This window comes from Psychrobacter cibarius (assembly GCF_904845955.1).
Lineage (GTDB): Bacteria > Pseudomonadota > Gammaproteobacteria > Pseudomonadales > Moraxellaceae > Psychrobacter > Psychrobacter cibarius_B.
The window spans coordinates 35,622-55,160 of record NZ_CAJGYX010000003.1; the positions used below are offsets into that span (position 1 = coordinate 35,622).

The window sequence follows — 19,539 nt, forward strand, 5'->3', positions numbered from 1 at the left end:
TAAAAGATAGGCTTTTCTAAATCAAACTCGTTATTTAAATATCAAACGCTAATGCTCTGTCGCCTTCGCTATCTTTGATACGCGTTGGCAAACCAATCTTATTCAATAGATTGATAAATGGCTTGGCATCCAACTCTTCGACGTTGACCATCTTGCCAGCATCCCACTCACCAGTTGCGACCAGTATGGCAGCAGCGACGGGTGGCACGCCTGCGGTATAAGAAATACCTTGGCTACCAACTTCGTTATAAGCGTCTTTATGATCTGAGATATTGTAAATAAATACCTCGCTATCAACGCCGTTGATTTTGCCTTTGACTTTGTCACCGATGCAGGTCTTGCCCGTATAGTTCGGTGCAAGAGAGCTTGGGTCTGGCAGTACCGCTTTGACCACTTTTAACGGAATTACTTCTTGCCCTTCAGCAGTCATCACCGGCTGCTCAGAGAGTAGACCCAAACTTTGTAGCACAGTGAATACATTAATATAATGCTCACCAAAGCCCATCCAAAAACGAATATTTGGTACGTCTAAATTGGCGGATAACGAATGCACTTCATCATGGCCACTTAAGTAACTGTTTTGCACGCCAACCACTGGTAAATCGTCAGTACGCTTCACTTCGAACATTTTATTAGACTGCCACTTGCTGTCCTGCCAAGAGTAGACCGTACCAGTAAATTCACGGAAGTTAATCTCAGGATCGAAGTTAGTAGCGAAGTATTTGCCGTGGCTGCCAGCATTGATATCAATGATATCAATATCCGTCACCGAACCTGCATCCATCATGTCATAGCCAAGACGCGCATAGGCGTTGACCATACCGGGGTCAAATCCTGCCCCTAAAATCGCCGTGACATTATTGTCCGCACAGCGCTGTTTGCGCTGCCATTCATAGTTGTCATACCATGGCGGCGTCTCGCAAATCTTGCGTGGATCTTCGTGAATGGCAGTATCGATATAAGCAACACCTGTCTCGATACAAGCTTCCAATACCGTCATATTGATAAATGCCGAACCGACATTGATGACGATTTGGATACCCGACTCTTGAATCAGCTGTATCAGCGCCTGAGTATCCATAGCATCCACTTGATGCGTATGCAATACTGCAGGCTGCTTGAAGCTATTCTTATCTTTCACGCTTTGGGCGATAGCATCACATTTATCTTTCGTGCGCGAGGCAATATGAATCTCGCCAAGGATATCGTTATGCATCGCACATTTATGCGCGACCACTTGAGCGACACCGCCGGCTCCGATGATGAGTACGTCTTTTTTGCTAGATTTGGCTTGTTGGTTTGTGTTCAATGAACAATCCTCCTTTGTGTCTCTGTCGATACCATCGATAGTGGCGAGTCAAAACAGAAACGAGTGAATGATATGCGTGAATTAAAAAGGAAGACCGAGGAAAACCCACGCACCCGTCGGGCAAAGCACCATTTGATTGTTGGCTTTTGCCCGTGGCGATTATAACAATTTTTATGAAGACATCGGTAAAAATAATGTATAAAAAACAGACGAATTGAAGCCATCTAAAAACGAACTCAAGTCTTTGTTTTGTAAAATTTAAATTAATTTATCGACACAACTAAACTAAGACAAGCTGACTTTGTAATCTTGATAATCAAATTCGCGCTGCACATCTATACTGCCATCTAGACGACGAATCACAATCGCGGGCATATTAACACCATTGAACCAGTTCTTTTTCACCATGGTATAACCTGCGGCATTACCAAAGGTTACGGTATCACCTATTTTTAGGTTATTTGGCAAGGCATACTCACCAAAGATATCGCCCGCCAAACAAGAACGACCATAAATAATGGTATTATCAGCTGACTTAACGTTCTGGCTGATGGGTGCGATATTGGTAGGGTCGATATCAAGAGAGGCAATATTCATTAAATCACTATTAACAGCCGCTATCGGCGCTGACTCACGGTAAATTAACAAATCAAGCATGTGCGCTTCAATGGATGAATCTACTACAGCGAGATTTTTTTCATTGTGCATAGTATCTAAGACGGTCGTGACCAATGACCCAGCACCATGGATACTTGCCTCACCCGGTTCAAGATAAACTTGCACCCCATATTTTTCACTAAAGCCTTTTAACCTGTCTGCCAGTTTTTCTAGTGGATAATCAGGCGCGATAAAATGAATGCCACCGCCCAAACTCACCCACTCAAGCTGCGCTAAAACATCACCAAATCTGTCTTCGATATCTGCCAAGCTGGCACTAAAGGTTTCAAAGCTGTCATTTTCACAGTTGTTATGAATCATTACCCCAGTAATGTCATCAAGTACCGCTGTAATCTTGTTTTTATCATGTTCACCCAAACGACTAAAAGGACGCGCAGGATCAGCGATGATAAACGATGAATTACTGGTCTTAGGGTTCAATCGTAGACCAACAGGGATGTTTTTCGAACGCGCTTGTGACCCAAATGCATTGAGTTGCGAGATAGAGTTAAAGATAATCTTGTCAGCGTATTTTAGTACTTCAGGAATCTCATCTGCACTATAGGCAACGCTGTAAGCATGAGTTTCTTTTTTATTATCACTGTCTTTACCTTTACCAAAAGTCTCGTAGCCAAGTCTAACTTCATTGAGTGACGATGACGTTGTGCCGTGCAAATAAGGCTGCATCACATCAAACACGCCCCAAGTGGCAAAGCATTTGAGCGCCAATAATGCTTTAGCGCCTGATAGCTCACACAGCCGTGAGATAATCTGCATATTGGCAACGATTGCCGCTTCATCGAGCAAATAATAAGGCGTGGGCGGTAGAGATGATTGGGTAATGTTTAGCGAAGTTTTTGCATTCATAAGAGGTTACCTAATAGCTGCTGTTGGCATCATGACAGACATAAATATTTGCCCTATAGTAGACTAAATTCATCATAATTAGAATATCTTATGTCACTATCAACCGATTATTCCACTGCTACTAGCCAAGCTTATTCATCGCAGCTCGACCCAAAAAATATTCATTTAGAACATCTTGATGCTAATGCGCGTGCAGTACTGGAGTTTTGGTTCGACAAAGACAATGAGCAATATTGGTTTGCGCAAAATGATACTTTTGATAAGCAAATAAAAGATAAATTCGGTGACATCTGGCAAGCTGCCAAGCAAGGTGAATGCGTGACATGGCGTATCGCAAACGCGCCAACCGATAGCAACAGCTCTATCACGGCGTTGGCAGGCAGACTAGCAGAAATTATTGTCTTAGATCAGTTTTCGCGTAATTTATGTCGCGGGCAAGCAGATGCTTTTGCACAAGATAGTATGGCTATCGCATTGGCACAAGAGGCTATTGGACAACCACACTTTGATACATTACCGACAGAATGGCGCAAGTTTACCATCATGCCATTTATGCATGCTGAATCATTGATGATCCATAAGCGCTACTTACCATTGTTTGAGAAATTACATGATGACAATACGCTGGATTTCGAAAGTCGTCACAAAGATATTATTGAGCAACTCGGTCGCTATCCGCATCGCAATGACATCTTAGATCGCGAGTCAACGGATGAAGAAGAAGCCTTCTTGCAACAACCGAACTCGTCGTTTTAGCGCTTATATATTTATATGATTGATTGCAATATGATTTATTCCAATATAGTTACTTCAACTCAAAAGAAGTGCGAAGTACAAGGCAACCAAGTATAGGCATATATATATATTTCAAGCGAGATGAACGCCGAACTTTTTATAGTGCAATGGATTGACTATGATAATAAAGCAAGGGCTGAATCAGATAACTGGTTCAGCCCTTGCTTTATTCTACTTACTTTTTAGGTACATTCGTTCAGATTGGTGTTTTTATTCAGATTAAGAACACGTCTTAGTTCACCTAATTATTAGTTCACTATCCCTGTCGTAAAGGTAAAGCTTTCACGCTCGATAGTTTTATTATCCACTAAAATATCAAAGCTGACACGGTAGTCACTGTTGCCATGTAAACCGCAGTTTTTGCCTTTTTTACTGGCAATCTGGCAGCTTTTTAAATTATCAGTGATTGGTAATATAAAAGCTTCGTTTGCTGGTAATGCATTTGCCGTATTTTTATGGGGATCTTGGCGATAGTCTAGCAGCTCAATCGGTACATTGATATTTCGCTGGATATCATGGAATGTCACATTGCTGATATCAATCGTTTGAGCAGATGGCATATTGATATAAATAGGTTGTCCGATAGGATCCACTCGCAAGTCACGCCCTGTATGCTTGACAGGATCTGGCGTCTCATTATATAGCGCGGTTACTGTATCCGTTACGCCTTCACATGGATAAGTAAATACGCCTTTAACCGTATTATCTTTAGTCGCTTGGGTCGCTGCTGCATGGTTGACCAAGACATAACCTTGGTTATTCGCCGCCTCTTTATTGTATGGCTTATAGATAACCACTCCAGTACCTGTCACGCTTGCACTAGGCATCATTAATGAACGCAAATGGTAAGGTGCTGCCAGCAAGGACTTTGCCATCGAGCCTGCCACAACATCTGAGCGAATAAGATTGCTTGCTGAACTATAGTGAATAGATTGGGCGATATTCTCAGTCACACCATATCGTACATTTGGGTAATTTGCATTTGATAAGCGATCGGTAAAACTGAGCCCACCAAAAAATGGATTATTGTTACTGGTAACGCCCGAAATATCTGCAATATTATTTTCGTAATGCGCGCTGAATGCGGTCGGTGAGCTATTGGCAAAGACGTATTTAATATAATTTGCATGTTTAATGGCAACATCATCAAGCGCGGTATCAACAGATAAGCCGCTCAGACCACAGCTAGCACGCGCCAAACTGAACTTATTGTTGGCAATTAATGCAGCCTTTACCTCATTAGTAGCAGTAGTGCTATCAGGTTGATCGTCAACATTATCGCTTGAATTGTCACTTGTATTATCATTGGGCTGAGCATTTGGCTCGATAGCAGGTGGGTTCGGACTTGGCGCATTGGTATTAGAGCTGCTATCAGAGCCACCACCGCCCCCACCACAAGCCGTTAGAAACACTGTCAAAAAAAGCACTGCAGCAAGATTTTTCTGTGGCGTACTGATGGGTAGTGTACTGAGCGTCATTTTTTATCCTATAGAATAGTAGCGCGTATATAAGTCAATAAATGCCAGCGTTAAGTATGGGTACATAAGCTAAGTAGACTTAAGCTGCTAGGGCGTGTTGAACATTCACAAATAGGCACTGCTGATGGTTAAAATTGTTCCAGACAAGGCGCAAGTCGATGATGATGTTAATACCTTAGCTAGAATTGCAATGCCCTGCTTGTAAATAGCTGGGGGCAATTTTAGTATCAGCCCCAATATTAATAGAAGGGGACAGAACTCTTTTTTGCCGCTTCATTGTTAAAAATATACGCTTAGAATGACTAAACTTACTATTTTTAACGTCGAATCGCCTGCAAAATAGTCCCTGTCAGTGCCATAGTCGAATGTTCAACACGCCCTAACATCACAGTATTGAATTTATTTGTAATGGCATTGTAATACAGTCCAAAAATTTTTACTTGGTGTTTGTTGAAGACTGATACGTTCATTATAGACTGTCTTATTTTTAGCCATGACTATTTTTGCTTAGGCTATTTTAAAACAGCACGCTCAGCTTAACGTGTATTGTTAAGTGGCTTTCTCTAATGACTTTCTGACTGGTGCAAAACTACGTCTATGCGCAGATAATACGCCGTATTTTTCGATTGCCTCTACGTGTGCGCGTGTTGGATAGCCTTTATGTTTGGCGATACCGTATTCTGGATGCTCAGCATCAAGCGCATACATGGCTTTGTCACGGCTGACTTTTGCCAATATACTGGCGGCAGCAATGCTGGTATGACGCGCATCGCCCTTTACCCATGCTTGACAATCGATAATCGATTTTTCTATACCCAGTTCAGCGAGCATTGACTCATTTAATTCAGGGCAGCGATTACCATCGAATAAAACTTCAACCTGCCTCATAGAGTTGACAAGATGATGAGCAATGTCTTTTAACAATACTTCGGTACATAAGCGCATACCGAGCATCGTCGCTTGCAAGATATTGACTTGATCGATGACCGCTGCTGGGATCTCGGCGACAACATAACCAATAGCATGCTGCTGAACCAATGGATAAAGGCGGTCACGCTTCTTTTCACTCAGCTGCTTGGAGTCGGTCAAGATAGATAATGGCGTGTCCTTTAATGGCTGCATCTCAATCAATCCTGACCAAGTTTTAGGCAATATCGCAGCAGCCACATTGACGCTACCGAGCAACGGCCCACGTCCTGCCTCATCAACGCCCATTTGTAGCGTTGACTGCTGTAAGCCTTGATCCACCTTGATCGGATACTGAGCAAGTAGCGCATCAATATCTACCTGACCCGATAAACGGATAGGCTCAACCAGCTGTAGATATTGACCTTTGATATCAATTTGCTCAATACTTATTTCAATTGGGGTGACAGAGTTGTCGGTTTGGTACTGGTTACTCATAGGGGCGCGGTATCTTTATTATTAGGTATCATTGTGATTAATAGAAGAAGAAATGATCGCAATCAATAATGGCTTAAATCCGATGTTTCGCTTGGATAAACCATTGCTCAATCACACTATTAGCAGGATCATGATTACTCTGCTGTTGTAATAAATGCTTGGTGGCGATGAGATCTTTTAATTGCTCAGCATAGGCACGCGGTTGCAGTAGCCTCATGACCGTACGACAGATATTGTCACCACTCGCCTGCTCTTGAATCAGCTCAGGAACGATTGCAGTATCAGCCAAAATGTTGGGCAGCGCCACATAAGGCACTTTGACCAAGCGTTTGGCAATCTGATAGGTGAGCTTATTTAATTGATAAACCACCACCATCGGTCGCTCTAACAGCATCGCCTCTAGGGTTGCAGTGCCAGATGCTAGCATTACAATATCTGAGGCTGCCATCGCTTGTTGACTAAAGGCTGGCTGGCTAACATCATAAACCACCACAATCGCAGCACGCAGTTGCTCTGAGCGCTGATCAATAACATCTTGGACGATGTATTGGTGATTCTGGTCGACGGTCGGAATGATAAAGCACAGCTTGGGGTCGAGCAATATCAACTTTTGAATACCATCCAGCATCAATGGCAAAATAGCCGTGATTTCACCGCGCCGAGAGCCTGGCATTACACAAATAAGCTGGCTGACATCGTCAAATCGTTCAATAAAAAACTGCTGCAAGCCATCGTTGTGCCAAACCAGCTCACTACGGCGCTGATTGATCGGTGCCTCTAATAATGTTTGATCGATCGTACGCAACAGCGGATGACCAACGCATATTGCTGGATGATTATGACGCTCATAAACGGATAGCTCAAAGGGGAACAAACACAACACAAGGTCGGTCGCCTCTTTAATATTATGAATACGTGACTCACGCCATGCCCAAATAGAAGGGCTCACATACTGCACGCAGAATACGCCTTGCGGTTTTAACTTTTTAGCCACTCTAAGATTAAAATCAGGCGCATCAATGCCAATAAACCAATCAATATCAGCGGCTTTAAATGCGCTCAGTAATTCACGGCGAGCTTTAAGCAGGTCAGGCAATTGCGCCATAACTTCTACCAAACCCATCACCGCCAAACGCTCTAACGGAAAAATGCTGTGTAGCCCTTGCGCTTGCATTTTTGTACCACCGACGCCGACCCACACAATATCACCACGTAGATTATTCATCTGCTGCATGAAGTCTGCGCCCAAGCTATCCCCTGACACTTCACCTGCGACGATACCGATGACCAATGGCACAGTCTGTAATTCAGCACTTCGAATTTCAGTCTCTGTTTGGTCTATAAAGTTATGATATTGATCAGGCGTAGCAGAATCTGTCATGACAAGCTCTCGATATTAAAAAATACAATAAATGCATATAAAATAAATGAATGATTATTATAAAATACGACGCATAAAATCTGCGCGAAAGCTCTGTGATACCTAAGCATTCGCCATACTCACTATTTTATCGTCATACCTTTTATATTGTCATCATACGTGACGATGATACAAATAGCTAAATTAGCTGATAAAAGCTAGAAATGACCACTTAACGGGTTAATTCGTTTTTCTATACGGATAGATAAATGGAGTAACAATCTTGCTTGTTGAAGCGCTCATATACGATTGGCGCTGAACAAGTATAACTAAGTTTTGGTTTCCTCATTCCAGTTATCAGTCAATTAACTGCGCGACTGCCCTTGTCAACCAACACTTTTGTCCGCATAATGAAACTCCCTATAAATCAGCTAGACGATATATAACCATGACAACATCAGTTACCCATAATGCAGATATTGACGACGTGAATATTGAAAAGTTCATTCCTTTGATCACTCCCGCTGAGCTAAAAACTGAGCTACCTTTATCAGATGCAGCCTATAAAACCGTATTAAACGGTCGTAATACTATCCAAAACATCTTGGACGGTAAAGACAAGCGCCTCTTTGTAGTCATCGGCCCCTGCTCTATTCATGATATCAAAGCCGCTCACGAATATGCCGATCGGTTGGCCATATTAGCAAAAGAAATCGAAGATAGCGTGTTCGTTGTGATGCGCGTATATTTTGAAAAGCCGCGCACAACCGTTGGCTGGAAAGGCATGATTAATGACCCTGATATGAACGACAGCTTCGATATTGAAAAAGGTCTGCGTACTGCCCGTAAGCTACTGCTCGATTTGAATGAAAAAGGTCAGCCTTGCGCCACCGAAGCATTAGACCCGAATACCCCGCAGTACATGCAGGATTTGATCAGCTGGTCAGCGATTGGCGCACGTACCACTGAGAGCCAAACGCATCGTGAAATGAGTTCAGGCTTATCGTGCCCTGTAGGCTTCAAGAATGGAACAGACGGCGGCATGACGGTCGCTGTTAACGCAATGCAAGCCGTAAAAGAAGGTCATAGCTTCTTGGGTTTATCAGCAGATGGCAAAGTCTCAATCATCAAGTCTAAAGGCAACCCTTACGCGCACGTGGTACTTCGCGGTGGTAACGGCAAGCCCAACTATGACGAGACTGCGGTTGCACAAGTGGAAAACGAGCTGGCAAAAGGCAAAACCAATAGTAAGATTATGATTGACTCAAGCCATGCCAACTCAGGTAAAGACCCATATCTACAGCCGATGGTTATCCAAAACGTTGCGGAACAAATTCAAAACGGCAATAAATCGATCATCGGTATGATGATTGAGAGTCATCTAAAGGGCGGCAATCAGAAACTGACCGCTGACTTAAGTCAGCTCGAATATGGCAAGTCTATCACTGACGGTTGCTTAGATTGGGATAGTACAGTCACTGCCCTGTATAATCTACGTGATATGGTCAAAGACGTTTTGCCGAATCGTTAATCTTTAATAACGATTGCCCATAAGCACAGGTTATTAAGTTTTTTAAGCATTATTAAGCGTTTCATAAAAAAGCCCGTCCGATATTATTATCGGACGGGCTTTTTCTTATAAAATAATTTAGTTTATTGTTATAGAGTCATTTAATTTACCCTACTCGCTCGCTGATCCTAAAACACTGTTTAGACTTTCAAGTACATGCTTAGAAGAAGCCCGCTTTTGCAACTCAATCAACCCCTCATGCGCCATTTGACGACGTGGCTCAGCCAAGGTATTCCAACGCGCTAGCACTTGTAATAAGCGCGACGCCAAAACAGGATTAGCATCATCCAACTTTTTAATCACACCAATATAAAGCTCTAACCCTTCTGCCGTCCATAAAGCCGTTGGCTGCGAGGTGAAGGCGCTGACCACTGAGCGTACACGATTGGGTGTATTCCAGTCAAAATCTGCGTGAGCGATCAAGGATTGGATAGTATCAGCGGTGACAGTATCAGCAGACGCTTGCACACTAAACCATAAATCAATGACCAAATCATTATTTTGGAAGCGATTATAAAAGTCTGCTAAATACTTATCAGCATTTAGCAGTTGATGATTGACCATCGCTTTCAACGCACCGAAACGCTCCGTCATACAGCTTGCATCATCATACTGCTGCTGCGCCCATTCATCTGCGCCATCGACATTCGCGGTCAGCGCCATATCGAGCACCACATTACGCAAGGCACGGATGCCACGAGCCTCGGCACTATCTTCATAAGACTGCATAGGTAACTGCTCATAAAGCTCAGCCCATTGATCTTTTAGCGCCTCTGCAAGCTGCTGATACAAGTCGTCGCGCTGCGCTTTCACCAATGCTGGATCGTAATCTTTATGAATAGCAGACGCCAGCTCTTGCGCTGATGGAATATCAAGCAAGCGGGCAGCCAACATCGCATCCTCAGCCGCGAGCACAGGCAATGTCTGCGCTAGTGCTTGCAGATAGATATCAGGACTGCTCTTCTCGCCTTGGCCTTGTAGCAAGATGCGATTGACCAGCATCTGCGTCACTTGCCAGCGGTTAAAACCATTGATTTCATGTTTGAGCAAAAATGCCAAATCTGCATCTTGATAATCATAATTGAGCTGTACTGGCGCACTAAAATCACGTAGCAAGGATACAACAGGCTCACGCGCTATATTTTTGAAGGTAAAGGTTTGCGTGGCTTGATCGAGTAGCAGCATACGCTCAGCCACAATGTCACCAGTGTCTTTATCAAATAGCGCAGTCGCGACCGGAATAGGCAAAGGTTTTGGCGCAGCAAAGCCACTGACATGACGGGTTTGCTGATTTAACGTAATCGTCAGTGTCTGCGCTGCATGGTCATAATATTGATGACCAGACACCATTGGTGTGCCCGGCTGACGATACCAGTCGATAAAGCTTTCAATCTTACTATCAGTGATGCTAAGCGCAGATAAAAAGTCCTCAACCGTGACTGCTTGCCCATCATAACGACGGAAATACTCATCCGTGCCTTTACGAAAATTCTCGGCTCCTAACGTATTAGCAATCATGCGCACGATTTCAGCGCCTTTCTCATAAACAGTCGTCGTATAAAAATTATTAATCTCGACAAAACTCTCAGGGCGTACCGGGTGTGCCAGTGGGCCTGCATCCTCCGCAAACTGATGAGCACGCAAGGTCGCCACATCATCGATACGCTGTACGGCACTCGACTGCTGATCCGCTGAGAATGATTGATCGCGGTAAACAGTAAAACCTTCTTTTAAGCACAATTGAAACCAATCACGGCAAGTGATGCGATTGCCTGTCCAGTTATGAAAATACTCATGGGCAATGATGGCTTTCACACTAAAGCTACGTGCATCCGTTGTCGTCTCAGGACTGGATAACACACAAGCGGTATTAAAAATATTCAGACCTTTGTTTTCCATTGCGCCCATATTAAATTGACTCACGGCAACAATCATATAGCGATCTAAATCGTAGGCGCGACCATAATTGACCTCATCCCATTTCATCGAATCCTTCAACGCTTGCATACCGACATCACATTTATCAATGTCAGCAGACTTTGCGTATATTTCTAGCAACACCTCACGACCTTCGCTGGTGGTATAAGAATCCGTCAATACGTCTAAATCAGCGACAACACAGGCAAATAGATAGCTTGGCTTATTGGTTGGATCATGCCATATCGCATAGTGACGGTCTGGGGCATCTGCCACCTCACCCGCTTCAACTAAGTTACCATTAGCCAATAGTCTTGGATAACGCTTATCTGCCTCAAGACGCGTGGTAAATATCGCCAATACATCGGGGCGGTCTGGATAAAAGGTGATTTTACGAAAACCTTCAGGCTCGCACTGGGTTACAAACATCGTCTCATCACCACTTCCCGCCATATAGAACCCTTCAAGTGCGGTATTGGTCTGCGGACAGATGCGTACTTGAATCTCTAAAACAACCTCATCAGGTGCATTAGCAATCGTCAACGTGCCTGCTTGTTGTTGATAATCCTCAGCCGTCAATGGCTTACCATTCATCGTAATGGCGATCAGCTCCAACTCTTCACCGAACAATACGAGATCTCCTGCTGTTTGACGTACCATCTTCAGAGTGCTGTCTACCTGTGCATGATTTTCGAACAGTTTAATATCTAAATCAACCGTTTCCACATCAAAGCTAGGTTTCTGGTAATCTTTTAAATTAATTTTACTTGGTGCATGCAGTGGCACATCTGGCATATCAGGATTAATGATTTGAGCATCAGTTTCAGCAATAGACATGGGTATTCCTATTATTATTTATGGCAAAAAATATATACGGTAAAAAGCGGGATAATTTAGGTTAAGGCAGGTCATCAGTTAGCATAATTTTATGATCATTAACATGATAATGTTATCTTGCTACATTGACCTAAACTGCCAAATTTCAAGAGCAGGTCGCAATTTTATTATGTCCATCGTCCATGACACTTATCAAAATGCGATGGCAATGAGAGAGTCGGTATATCAAAAGAATGAGAGAGTCGATATATTAAAAGAGTGGCATAATCAGCATCAATCACCCATTGGATAATCACGATTAAAATGATTTAATAGGGTCACTGATGACCAACACTCGATAAACGGCCTATTATATGATAAAGCAAACTGACAGTCGCTCAGACATTACGTTACCATTAATGATAGATTACGTTGAGGCTCTTTTGCCCTCACTAACCATACAAGCGAACGCATCCACAACGACTGAATCTACTGATAATGACACTGAGTTGCTATGGGTCGTCCCAGACCAAAATGCGCGGTTAGCATTAAAGACACTGCTAAAAAATACCCGCTCACCACAAATATCGACATTATTAGAGCTCAATCAACGACAATTGCCTGAACGTTATGAGCTCGCCTGTTTTTGGTTGCCCACACTCTCACCAGAGTTGCTGCAGCAGTATATTCCGCTGCTCATGCGCTATCGAGATCTTTATGCGGCACACCTGCTCATCGCCCTTGATGACACCTTAGATCTAAAAGCTTATGGCTTTACCCCATTTGATATCTTGAATGAGCCATCTTTAGAGATGAATAACACTGACCAAACAGAGCAGCCTTCATCTGTAAAGTCATCAGCGTCCGCCAGACTTTGGCAGTTCAATTTATATGATTATAAACAGCTGCCAAATTGGTTAAATGCGGATTATTGGGCCAATCCTGAAAATTGGGGCAAGCACCGCTGGTAGTGGATCTCATATCTATCTGGAAATTCTAGCATTATTTACAGTAATACTACTTACATAAAGTAACATTTAGTATATGATAGATAGCAATTGCCTAAGTTTTATCGTAAGCAGTTCAAAAAAAACAATTTTAATTAATTAAAATTTTAGGAGCTCATTATGTCAACCAGTTTTTCTAAGATCGCAGCCCTCGCTGTATTATCAAGCGCTGTGGCACTAACCACAGGTTGTGCGACCAAACGTGCTACTTCTGAAGTCGTGGTTGCCCCACTAGGTATCCCAGGTGGTCAAGTTGGATACACTGGCGCAGTCATCGTAGATAACTCAAGCGCGGTTATTATGGGCGCAGAAAACCTACAGGCGGTTGTTTACTTTGCTTTTGATAGCAGTGAAATTACTTCACAAGCAGCGAGCATTCTTAATCAACATGCCAGCTTGCTCAACTCAAATCCAGCAGCCAGCGTTGTTATCGCAGGTAATACTGATGATCGCGGTAGCCGTGAATACAACATGGCACTAGGTGAGCGCCGTGCTGCAGCAGCACGTGATTACCTTGCTACTCAAGGCGTCGCAGTAAACAATATCCGCGTCATCAGCTATGGTGAAGAGCGCCCTGCTGCCGCTGGTAATACTGAAGAAGCTTACGCACTAAATCGCCGTGCTGAACTGTCTTACTAGAACCAGTCACAGTCGATAAAGCACAACGTATTTTATAATTGAAAGCCCAGCAATAATATATCGCTGGGCTTTTTGCATGTTACTAAGCGAACGAATCCAATAGATGTAATCAATGATGCCAAGCTCTATCTTAAACCTGACCCATGTCCAATATACCCAGCTCGATCCTGCAACGTGGTGCGCCACGGCACAAGTGAGCGAACGTTCATCCCTCAACCTTAAAAGACTGTGGGATGAATTACTGTGGTCATCCGCGAACAATATATCACAGGTAGATTTTCAGAAACTTTACAAGCTTAATTGGCATTACTGCCTGTCACCAGTAAGTTTATCAATGCGTGAAATGGCGCAGCATCAACGTCAGCTACAACGTAAAGGCGTTCGATTATTGCTACAACAATTACTGGATCAGCTAAAGTTGCGCGATACTCTGGATGAGTCAAACTTCCCATATCGGCTTAGCAGTAGTGAATATTACGTATGCTTTAGTCATACAGGCAGCAAGAATCATCATGATATTAGTCAAAATACTGTTCAGACAATCGATACATCATTAAACAGTAAAGTAACAGTGGTCATTAGTCGTCACCGTCCCATTGGTATTGATATTGAAACCAATCATGTAGCATGGCGAGTGGCACAGCGGTTTTATTCTGAACATGAAATGGCTGCTTTACAAGCATTATCCCCACTTCAGCCTAGGATTATCGCTAAATTACTGTGGCAAATAAAAGAAAGTTTTATCAAAATTCATCAATACAAACTGGCACAAGGGTTAGGAGTAGATTATTCCTACCTGATTGCTGATTTGATTCATGCTATTAGAGAACCGTCATCTTTAATGGTCATAGCAGACATTAAGTCCGATTACCATATCGCGGTATTGTCAGCGCAACAAACCATTGTTATTTTCTAGATTATTTGTACATATGATTTATTCTAACAACTACCCTTTCACAGACAAAAAAAACGACCCTAAAAAGGGTCGTTTTTTCTTGCTCTTCTTCTAATAACAGTACTTAAACTGTGATTAGATTAGAAACGGTAAGTTGCACCAAGCTTAACAATTGGCATCCACTCAAGATAGTCTTTACGTTCTAATTCTTTTTGTGCTGCAGCGGCAACTTCCTCACGTGTGGTAGTACCTGTAACAGTACCATTTTCAGCTGTAAAATCAACGGAGTTATCAACATCTGAGCCAACTGCGCGTACTGTTGCATTTGTTTTACCCATGTAAGCTGCACCAATCTCACCAAACAAACCGAAGTTGTTAGTGATGTTAGGACGGAAACCAATAGTACCATAAGGAGCTATCTTGTTACGATGCTCAATAGTACCTGATAAGGTACCCGTTTGAGCTGCATTATAACTGATATCATTAATCTCGAAAAAATTACCTTTTGCATTAGCGGTTACGTCGATATCGTTGTCAGGTACGATGATACCAGCACCCATCGTGAACCAGTTACCAGTAGGGCGCAATTGTACACCTAGATACGGGTTACTGAAGTCTGCATCTTTAATATCATATTCAATATCGTTTACATCAATGTCGCCGAATAGATCAGAAACATCACCACCAGCCCAACCAGCTTGTAATTCAGTTTTCTCATTTAGTGACCAACCGATGTTAGCACCGTAACCTAGTGTACCAACTTCAGCGCTAACAGAAGCTGGGTTGATAGCAGTTTGGAAGAAAGTCTTAGTACCACCAACAACAGCACCAGTAGTATTGCGAACGATACCAGCATCAGCATTGTATGCATAAGCAACAGGCTCAGCTTCATATGCAACAGCAACAGGCTCAGCTTCATATACAACTGCATCGTTACCATCAACAACGATAACAGGTTCAGCAGCTAGTGCAGCAGTTGACGCTAAAACGGCAGCAGAAATTGCTGTTAATTTAATAAGTCTCATAAATACTCTCCTAAAGTGTGGAATAAGTCGCCCATAAAAAATGACAATTTAGCTTTTTTTAAATCGATCATTTTGTTGAGCAGATTAAAACAATTTTGGCCGGAAAAGTCACCCCTCTAGGAGCGCTTTTTATTTGCCGTTATGTAAAGATTGCATAGATATTGTAATAATTACTACACCAATCCGCAAAACTTCGACTTTCTGTTACACAATGCTCTTAAAGTAACTCAGCAGCGCAAACATGAATATTGGTTAGCTTAATCTTCATGTAAGGATATTACAAAATATGTCATTATAATGACCTACCTCTTTATTTAACTCAATGACAGTTATATAGCTTATTACTACAGTTTGTTGTATTTTGTGAGATGGTGTAGTAATTATTGCTTTTAGAAAACTTTTCAGAAAAATAAAGCATTAGTATAAATTTCAATGTCGTATGACTGTGTGACGTTAGTATTGATGCATTTAGTATTGGCATATAAAGTAACTAGATCTTGTCTAAGCTTGATATTATGCTAAATTAGAGAATAGGAAAATTTGTCGCAAGGCTGCGTATTTACTTTTATCTGTTAATGCCTTGTTGTATTTCCTACTATATTCTTTTTATTCTTATTGAGCCACTCATATGCCTAAAGTATCGTCGATTACCCGTGTGTTAGAGATTATCGAGGCGGTGTCTTATGCCTCAAAACCGCTCTCGCCACTTGAGCTATCGCAAGAGCTTGATATTCCAAAGCCGACCATTCATCGATTGATTCAAAATTTGCTCGATGAAGGATTCGTGACTGTGGATATTGGCGGCGATATTATAACGGGCAAGCGGGTACGCAAATTGGGTGTTGAGATTTGGCAGCAGCGATTGTTCTTTAATGAGCGACAAATGATTTTGCAAAAGCTGGTTGATGAGCTAAAAGAGACTGCGGGATCGGTGTGCCTTATCAGATGAACATGATCTACACCAACCGTGCAAATACGACCTTGCCGATACAGATTTATTTGCCAGTGGGCGCAAAATCACCAATGTGGTGTACTGCGACTGGCAAGCTGTATTTAAGCCAGTTACCGCGCACAAGCCGCGAAAAAATACTACAAAACCTGTCATTGGATAAGTTTACCAAAAATACGATCACCGATATCGATGCGCTAAACGCTGAGCTTGATCGTATCGCTGAAACAGGTATCGGTATCGATAATGAAGAGTTTATCTCTGAGATGGTGGCAATCGCCGTACCGATACGGGATAGAAAGTCGCGCTACCTTGCTTCGCTATATCTGCATGCACCGACCATACGAGTGTCTTTAGATGATCTCTTAACCCATGTCCCACGACTGCAAAAAGCAGCGAAAGATATTCAGTCTCTCGTCTATGACCTACCCAGCTAGATGATGCAATATAAGCAAAAAAAAGGTCTGCATTAAGATACTAATGCAGACCTTTTTCATAGGTACTTTGATAATTTAAGTCAATACAGAGCTGTCGTGTCGCGCCATAATGCTTGAGAAATCTCTATCACCATTCTCGACAGTATGTGCAGCATAAAGCTCAGTCGCTTTAGCGCCCATTGGCGTCTCTACATTGGTATCTTCAGCGGTCTGCATGGCAAGGTTAAGATCCTTTTGCATGAGCTTACTCATAAACCCGCCTTGATAGCCATTGCTCGATGGGACATTCTCCATCACTTGCGGATAAGGGTTGTATACCTCTAGCGTCCAGTTACGACCTGAGCTTTGCAGCATAATATCTGATAGTACTTTAGGGTCCAGACCGTTTTTGACGCCTAAGTTAATCGCCTCTGCTGTTCCTGCCATCAGAATACCTAACAGCATATTATTACAAATTTTTGCCACTTGTCCTGCGCCATGCTCGCCTGCATGAAAGATATTTTTGCCCATCACAGCCAGTATCGGCTCAGCTTTGGCAAAGGCATCAGTGCTGCCACCGACGATAAAGGTTAACGTACCAGCGATAGCACCGCCCGTACCACCAGAGACTGGGGCATCTAAGAAGTCTATACCAAGCTTACTTGCAGCCTCTGCGACCTTCCTTGCATCAGCGGCTGCAATGGTACTGCTATCAATGACTAAAGTACCTTTCGGTAACTCTGCAAGTAGGCCGTCAGCGCCATTATCTCCTAAATAGACAGAATGGACGTGCTTGCCAGCAGGCAACATACTGATAACGACCTGTGCATGACGTGCAGCATCTTTAGGACTGTCTGCTACACTGGCACCTGCTTGCTGCAAGCGCGTGGTCGCCTCTGCGGATAAATCATAAACCGATAACGTATAACCTGCTTTTAACAAGTTCTCTGCCATCGGTGCGCCCATATTACCAAGCCCAATAAAAGCAATATTTGGCTTAGTAGTATCGTTATCGGTGGCATTTACATCCTTTGTATTCATCTCATCATTCCTTGATGGTTAGTATTAATCATGCGCGCAGGCGTTGCTACACATATAGCTGTAAACTATTTAATTGAGTGTAATTTTAATTTGATGTCTATATTGAATTGATAAATTCAATTTTTAACGCACAGACTGACTGCCTAAAGCCTCATCACCCAACCAATCGCCTAACGGATGCTCACCTTTAGCATAAGGATTCACAAAGTGCTGCTGTATGTACGCCTGCCCTTCGCTACTTAGGCAGTCTGCTAGTGAACGCGACCATTGTGGATTACGATCTTTATCAATGAGCAGCGCACGTACCCCTTCTTTAAAGTCAGGATTGGCGGCACAATGTACGGCTACATTGGCTTCTAAATACAGAACTTGCTCTAGTGATAAGTCAGTGACTTTATAATAAAGCGCATAAGTTAAAGCAGCGGTAACTGGACAGCCATGGCGATAAGTATCTACTGCTCGCTGCGTCCAGCTATCATTGGCAAACTCTGTATCTATTTTTGCGAGTGCCGCATCACTTTGTAATAAAGCATCGATATCACCCAGTCCGCCGCTGTTCATCAACTGCTGAATAGATTGCCAATGGATTGCCAATTTACTAGCAGGCAACTCGGCAATTGGTTGCGCTGCAAGCACACGGCTAACGATACTATGAGCACTATTGTTATCGCATTTATCGGTACGACTAGCGGCAACCTGCCAATCACTCTGTTTTAAACTTTGTATGACGGCATCATAGTCACTACTGGCGACGGGATACTCTGCAAGATTGGCTAATAGCGCATCATTGCCATTACACATCGCACCCGTTAATCCTAAGAATAAACCAGTTTTGGCCGGCATACGCTGCAAGAACCAACTGCCGGAAGCATCGGGGAATAAGCCAATGGTAATTTCAGGCATGGCAAAACGGGTACGCTCAGTGACTAGACGATGGCTACAGCCTGCCATCAAACCCATACCGCCGCCCATAATGATGCCGTCACCCCATAAGATTAATGGCTTAGGGTAAAAATGCATTTGGCGATAAAGACTATATTCATGACCAAAAAAATCTGTCGCATAAGGATTTGGCATAGGCGCTGTTGCTGACATACTGTCATATAACCTACGAATATCACCGCCTGCACAAAACGCTTTGTCGCCTGCGCCTTTTAATAGCAATGCCACCACTTGCTCATCACCTTCCCACTGCTCTAGTTGTTGCGATAACAACTGACACATCTCAACGCTCAAGGCATTAAGAGACTTTGGCATATTTAACGTCATTATCCCAATAAGGTGACCACAATCTGTCGGTTCAGTGCGGAATAATACCGATGCGTCTGCTGTGCTTTTTTCTACTGCGCCTTCTATAGCTGTTGTCATAAAAGTGACCTACAAAATGAAAAAGT

General features: G+C 42.9%; 15 protein-coding genes and 1 pseudogene. 6 read left to right on the forward strand and 10 right to left on the reverse strand.

Going from position 1 to position 19,539, the window contains the following annotated elements:
* Positions 1-34 precede the first annotated feature (34 nt).
* Positions 35-1,309 (reverse strand): saccharopine dehydrogenase family protein, encoded by a 1,275-nt coding sequence (locus tag JMV76_RS06935; protein WP_201502124.1) that lies wholly within the window; start codon positions 1,307-1,309, stop codon positions 35-37.
* Between the two features lie 285 nt (positions 1,310-1,594).
* Positions 1,595-2,833 carry a carboxynorspermidine decarboxylase gene (locus JMV76_RS06940; RefSeq protein WP_201502125.1) on the reverse strand — a complete coding sequence of 413 codons (1,239 nt, stop codon included), beginning with the start codon at positions 2,831-2,833 and terminating at the stop codon, positions 1,595-1,597.
* A 90-nt stretch (positions 2,834-2,923) separates the two neighbouring features.
* Between JMV76_RS06940 and JMV76_RS06945 the strand changes: the two genes are divergently transcribed.
* Complete coding sequence (locus tag JMV76_RS06945) at positions 2,924-3,589, forward strand: DUF924 family protein (RefSeq protein ID WP_201502126.1); 666 nt, start codon at positions 2,924-2,926, stop codon at positions 3,587-3,589.
* A gap of 287 nt (positions 3,590-3,876) precedes the next feature.
* Here JMV76_RS06945 and JMV76_RS06950 read toward each other — a convergent pair whose 3' ends face one another.
* From JMV76_RS06950 to lpxB, 4 genes are all read right to left on the reverse strand, one after another.
* The gene (locus JMV76_RS06950; protein ID WP_201502127.1) at positions 3,877-5,106 is read right to left on the reverse strand and encodes a CAP domain-containing protein; all 1,230 of its coding nucleotides are present in this window, start codon (positions 5,104-5,106) and stop codon (positions 3,877-3,879) included.
* Between the two features lie 317 nt (positions 5,107-5,423).
* The gene (locus JMV76_RS06955) at positions 5,424-5,576 is read right to left on the reverse strand and encodes a hypothetical protein (protein ID WP_201502128.1); all 153 of its coding nucleotides are present in this window, start codon (positions 5,574-5,576) and stop codon (positions 5,424-5,426) included.
* 79 nt (positions 5,577-5,655) lie between these two features.
* Positions 5,656-6,510 (reverse strand): ribonuclease HII, encoded by an 855-nt coding sequence (locus JMV76_RS06960; protein WP_201502129.1) that lies wholly within the window; start codon positions 6,508-6,510, stop codon positions 5,656-5,658.
* 73 nt (positions 6,511-6,583) lie between these two features.
* Entirely contained in the window at positions 6,584-7,891 is a 1,308-nt protein-coding gene (gene lpxB / locus JMV76_RS06965) for a lipid-A-disaccharide synthase (RefSeq protein ID WP_227690182.1), read from the reverse strand.
* 427 nt (positions 7,892-8,318) lie between these two features.
* On the opposite strand from lpxB, the gene JMV76_RS06970 reads away from it, so the two are divergent.
* Positions 8,319-9,401: a 3-deoxy-7-phosphoheptulonate synthase gene (locus JMV76_RS06970; RefSeq protein WP_201502130.1), complete on the forward strand. Its 1,083-nt coding sequence runs from the start codon at positions 8,319-8,321 to the stop codon at positions 9,399-9,401.
* A 150-nt stretch (positions 9,402-9,551) separates the two neighbouring features.
* Here the strand turns inward: JMV76_RS06970 and pepN are convergent, their stop codons facing one another.
* On the reverse strand, positions 9,552-12,152 hold the full coding sequence (gene pepN / locus JMV76_RS06975) for an aminopeptidase N (RefSeq protein ID WP_201502405.1): 2,601 nt from the start codon (positions 12,150-12,152) through the stop codon (positions 9,552-9,554).
* Between the two features lie 395 nt (positions 12,153-12,547).
* Here pepN and JMV76_RS06980 point away from each other — a divergent pair, with 395 nt between their 5' ends.
* The 3 genes from JMV76_RS06980 to JMV76_RS06990 all read left to right on the forward strand — a co-directional run bounded on the left by JMV76_RS06980 (position 12,548) and on the right by JMV76_RS06990 (position 14,735).
* Positions 12,548-13,144 carry a DUF6231 family protein gene (locus JMV76_RS06980; RefSeq protein ID WP_201502131.1) on the forward strand — a complete coding sequence of 199 codons (597 nt, stop codon included), beginning with the start codon at positions 12,548-12,550 and terminating at the stop codon, positions 13,142-13,144.
* 156 nt (positions 13,145-13,300) lie between these two features.
* A complete protein-coding gene (gene pal / locus JMV76_RS06985; RefSeq protein ID WP_045452798.1) occupies positions 13,301-13,819 on the forward strand; it encodes a peptidoglycan-associated lipoprotein Pal in 519 nt (172 codons plus the stop codon).
* Between the two features lie 112 nt (positions 13,820-13,931).
* Positions 13,932-14,735: a 4'-phosphopantetheinyl transferase superfamily protein gene (locus JMV76_RS06990; RefSeq protein ID WP_201502132.1), complete on the forward strand. Its 804-nt coding sequence runs from the start codon at positions 13,932-13,934 to the stop codon at positions 14,733-14,735.
* Between the two features lie 119 nt (positions 14,736-14,854).
* On the opposite strand, the gene JMV76_RS06995 is transcribed toward JMV76_RS06990, so the two are convergent.
* Positions 14,855-15,739: a hypothetical protein gene (locus tag JMV76_RS06995; protein ID WP_109590039.1), complete on the reverse strand. Its 885-nt coding sequence runs from the start codon at positions 15,737-15,739 to the stop codon at positions 14,855-14,857.
* A 628-nt stretch (positions 15,740-16,367) separates the two neighbouring features.
* Between JMV76_RS06995 and JMV76_RS07000 the strand changes: the two are divergent.
* A pseudogene (locus JMV76_RS07000) lies at positions 16,368-17,125 on the forward strand (IclR family transcriptional regulator).
* A gap of 75 nt (positions 17,126-17,200) precedes the next feature.
* On the opposite strand, the gene mmsB reads toward JMV76_RS07000, so the two are convergent.
* Together mmsB and JMV76_RS07010 are read right to left on the reverse strand one after the other, a co-directional pair.
* Entirely contained in the window at positions 17,201-18,145 is a 945-nt protein-coding gene (mmsB, locus tag JMV76_RS07005) for a 3-hydroxyisobutyrate dehydrogenase (protein WP_201502133.1), read from the reverse strand.
* Between the two features lie 123 nt (positions 18,146-18,268).
* On the reverse strand, positions 18,269-19,513 hold the full coding sequence (locus tag JMV76_RS07010; protein ID WP_201502134.1) for an enoyl-CoA hydratase/isomerase family protein: 1,245 nt from the start codon (positions 19,511-19,513) through the stop codon (positions 18,269-18,271).
* Positions 19,514-19,539 lie beyond the last annotated feature (26 nt).

Coding starts and splice junctions, on each gene's coding strand:
- JMV76_RS06940 (WP_201502125.1), bottom strand. CDS start 2,833: ATGAATGCAAAAACTTCGCTAAACATTACCCAATCATCTCTACCGCCC.
- JMV76_RS06945 (WP_201502126.1), top strand. CDS start 2,924: ATGTCACTATCAACCGATTATTCCACTGCTACTAGCCAAGCTTATTCA.
- JMV76_RS06950 (WP_201502127.1), bottom strand. CDS start 5,106: ATGACGCTCAGTACACTACCCATCAGTACGCCACAGAAAAATCTTGCT.
- JMV76_RS06955 (WP_201502128.1), bottom strand. CDS start 5,576: ATGAACGTATCAGTCTTCAACAAACACCAAGTAAAAATTTTTGGACTG.
- JMV76_RS06960 (WP_201502129.1), bottom strand. CDS start 6,510: ATGAGTAACCAGTACCAAACCGACAACTCTGTCACCCCAATTGAAATA.
- lpxB (WP_227690182.1), bottom strand. CDS start 7,891: ATGACAGATTCTGCTACGCCTGATCAATATCATAACTTTATAGACCAA.
- JMV76_RS06970 (WP_201502130.1), top strand. CDS start 8,319: ATGACAACATCAGTTACCCATAATGCAGATATTGACGACGTGAATATT.
- pepN (WP_201502405.1), bottom strand. CDS start 12,152: ATGCCAGATGTGCCACTGCATGCACCAAGTAAAATTAATTTAAAAGAT.
- JMV76_RS06980 (WP_201502131.1), top strand. CDS start 12,548: ATGATAAAGCAAACTGACAGTCGCTCAGACATTACGTTACCATTAATG.
- pal (WP_045452798.1), top strand. CDS start 13,301: ATGTCAACCAGTTTTTCTAAGATCGCAGCCCTCGCTGTATTATCAAGC.
- JMV76_RS06990 (WP_201502132.1), top strand. CDS start 13,932: ATGATGCCAAGCTCTATCTTAAACCTGACCCATGTCCAATATACCCAG.
- JMV76_RS06995 (WP_109590039.1), bottom strand. CDS start 15,739: ATGAGACTTATTAAATTAACAGCAATTTCTGCTGCCGTTTTAGCGTCA.
- mmsB (WP_201502133.1), bottom strand. CDS start 18,145: ATGAATACAAAGGATGTAAATGCCACCGATAACGATACTACTAAGCCA.
- JMV76_RS07010 (WP_201502134.1), bottom strand. CDS start 19,513: ATGACAACAGCTATAGAAGGCGCAGTAGAAAAAAGCACAGCAGACGCA.